At 43.5% G+C, this 2203-nt stretch carries 2 protein-coding genes and 1 pseudogene; 1 reads left to right on the top strand and 2 read right to left on the bottom strand.

Annotation, left to right across the window (positions count from 1 at the left end; genetic code table 11):
• On the bottom strand, nt 1–546 hold a 546-nt coding region (locus O9290_RS02580; RefSeq protein WP_288086653.1), incomplete at its 3' end, for an IS1634 family transposase.
• A 482-nt stretch (nt 547–1028) separates the two neighbouring features.
• On the opposite strand from O9290_RS02580, the gene O9290_RS02575 reads away from it, so the two are divergent.
• A complete protein-coding gene (locus tag O9290_RS02575) occupies nt 1029–2075 on the top strand; it encodes an FG-GAP repeat protein (RefSeq protein ID WP_288086651.1) in 1047 nt (348 codons plus the stop codon).
• Here O9290_RS02575 and O9290_RS02570 read toward each other — a convergent pair.
• A pseudogene (locus tag O9290_RS02570) lies at nt 2072–2203 on the bottom strand (IS630 family transposase); the annotation flags it as partial. The gene O9290_RS02575 and the pseudogene O9290_RS02570 sit on opposite strands and share 4 nt — an antisense overlap.

The raw sequence follows: 2203 nt of genomic DNA, 5'->3' as shown, positions 1-2203 counted from the left end.
TCGGTCGCGGGAGTATCCGTAGGTAATTTTTATTGGCTGTTGTCTGGTTTCAATTTCTTCTCCCACTGCTCCTGATTTCAGGATTTCTACTGTTGGGTATTCCTTTTTATATTCTCCTTCCACTGATAGAGAAGTCGAATCTAAATGGGAATTCTCGGTCGCTACACCAAATTTTTTCACGGCCGCTAAACTAATCAGTAGGAAAATCCCCGAAACATCCAGTTGATAAAGTTTGTCCATTACTCGACCAATTTTATCATCATTCAGGTGTTTTGCTTCGATGCCTTCTCCCAGGAGATGTTCGGTTGCTTTATCTTCAAAAAATTGAGGAAATAAATACAAGGACCCGGAGACAAATCCCAATCCATTCAGGATAATTGCTTTGACGACTTGCCCCGCTGTGACAATTTCTCCTCGCTCAATTGAGACTTGTTCGTTGATAATTTCAACGATTCCTATTTCATCGATAATTCCGGCTACTAATCCCAGATGGTCTAGATTTTTGACTTCAATTTCTGTTGATTGATTCCTGGTCGAACAGCCCACTGCCTCAGTTTTCCAACAATTCCTATTTTTTCATAATTAGGGGTCTCAAGACCCCCCTAGCGGCCACCGAGAAAACCTTCACCAGCTAAGTATTTTTACTCAAGTCTCTGGAGGGGGACAGCTTATGTGACAGTTGAGGGTGCGGAATGTGGGTTTGATCACAAGAGGGAAATTTAATCTCTCTAAGCGAACGCCTGTTCTAGTCAGCTTGTATGTAAAGTTTTATGTACGGATTCAACATTTCTGGTTCGGATAGGACATAATCGTGTAGGATGTGGGCTGGGGAAACCAGAAAGCACGGTGATGAGCTTCGAGAATCCCTCGCCTCAGCGCTTCGGGGATTGTCAATCGGATAAACTTTTTTGATTAAGGATACTTCTACCATGGCAATTTCAGGACAACCAGGTGTAAACGATAACCTAAAATATTTAGGTGACTCTGAGTTGTTCTACGGTGATATTAATGGGATTTTAGAACCTCCAATGCTGGCTGGAGATGATTCCCTAGCAGTAAGAAGAAACTATAACGCTCTCTATGGCGAAGGGAATGCCATGATTGAGTTTACCCAAGGCGGCAAAGATTACCTGAGAGCAACAGGGGATAGTAACGCTCTGTTCGGTGATGCTAGTCAAATGTTTGACAATAGCTTGGGGGGCGACGATGGTGACAGTGGCAATACTTCTATCGAAGATAACTCTTTAGTTAAAATCACGGCCAGCGACGGACAAGCCTATGATTCCTTTGGACAAAATGTCTCCCTCGATGGCAATACTCTCCTAGTCGGAGCCGCTCAAGATGATGACAATGGCTTGGACTCTGGTTCAGCTTACATATTTAATAACATTAATGGTGTATGGACAGAGAGAGCGAAACTCAAGCCAAAAGATGGCAGAGCAGGTGACCTCTTTGGTGACACCATCAGGCTGAATGGCAGCAGAGCTTTTGTCGGCTCTTGGAAGAGAGGTTCTGGTGCCCTGTATATTTTCAGGGAGAGTGGAGGACTGTGGACGCAGACAGCTAAACTTAGACCGAGTGATGGGAAACAAGGAGATCGCTTTGGCAGTTCTTTTGATTCCACCGATAGTGGCACTATCCTGATCGGAGCTGCTAGCTCCGATCAGAAAGGCTTGGATTCAGGTTGTGTTTACGTTTATAACGTCGTTAATGGGATTTGGACAGAAACCGGCAAAATTTATGCCAGCGATCCCTCACCGGGGGCTCTTTTTGGTAGATATATCGATATCGATGGTAATCAGGCTGTCATCGGAGCAGTCAAAAGCAATGCATCACAACCAAACTCTGGCTCGGTTTATATTTATGAAAACCTTAATGGCATTTGGACAGAAACGGCAAAATTGAGTGCCAGCGATGGAAAAAATGGAGATGAGTTTGGAACACCAGCGGCTATTGAGGGTAACACCATTGTTGTCGGAGCATCTGAAAGTGGCGGAACCAAAGGTGCAGCCTACGTTTTTGAGAAAGTAAACGGAAAATGGCAAGAAACAGCTAAACTGACTGCTATACTTTAGACGTTCATAATCTGAGATTTATTAAACTTCTGAAATCGTAGAGTCAGCAAGGAATCCAGTTCTTTTTTATGTTTCAAATGGGCATCATTCAAACATTCATAAATGGCTGAAGAAAAGTCAGAAAAGTT

The organism is Microcystis sp. LE19-41.2A (genome assembly GCF_027530405.1).
Taxonomy (GTDB): Bacteria; Cyanobacteriota; Cyanobacteriia; order Cyanobacteriales; family Microcystaceae; genus Microcystis; species Microcystis aeruginosa.
Note: the sequence above shows the minus strand (reverse complement) of the source record. Positions and strands in the feature narration are given on the sequence as shown.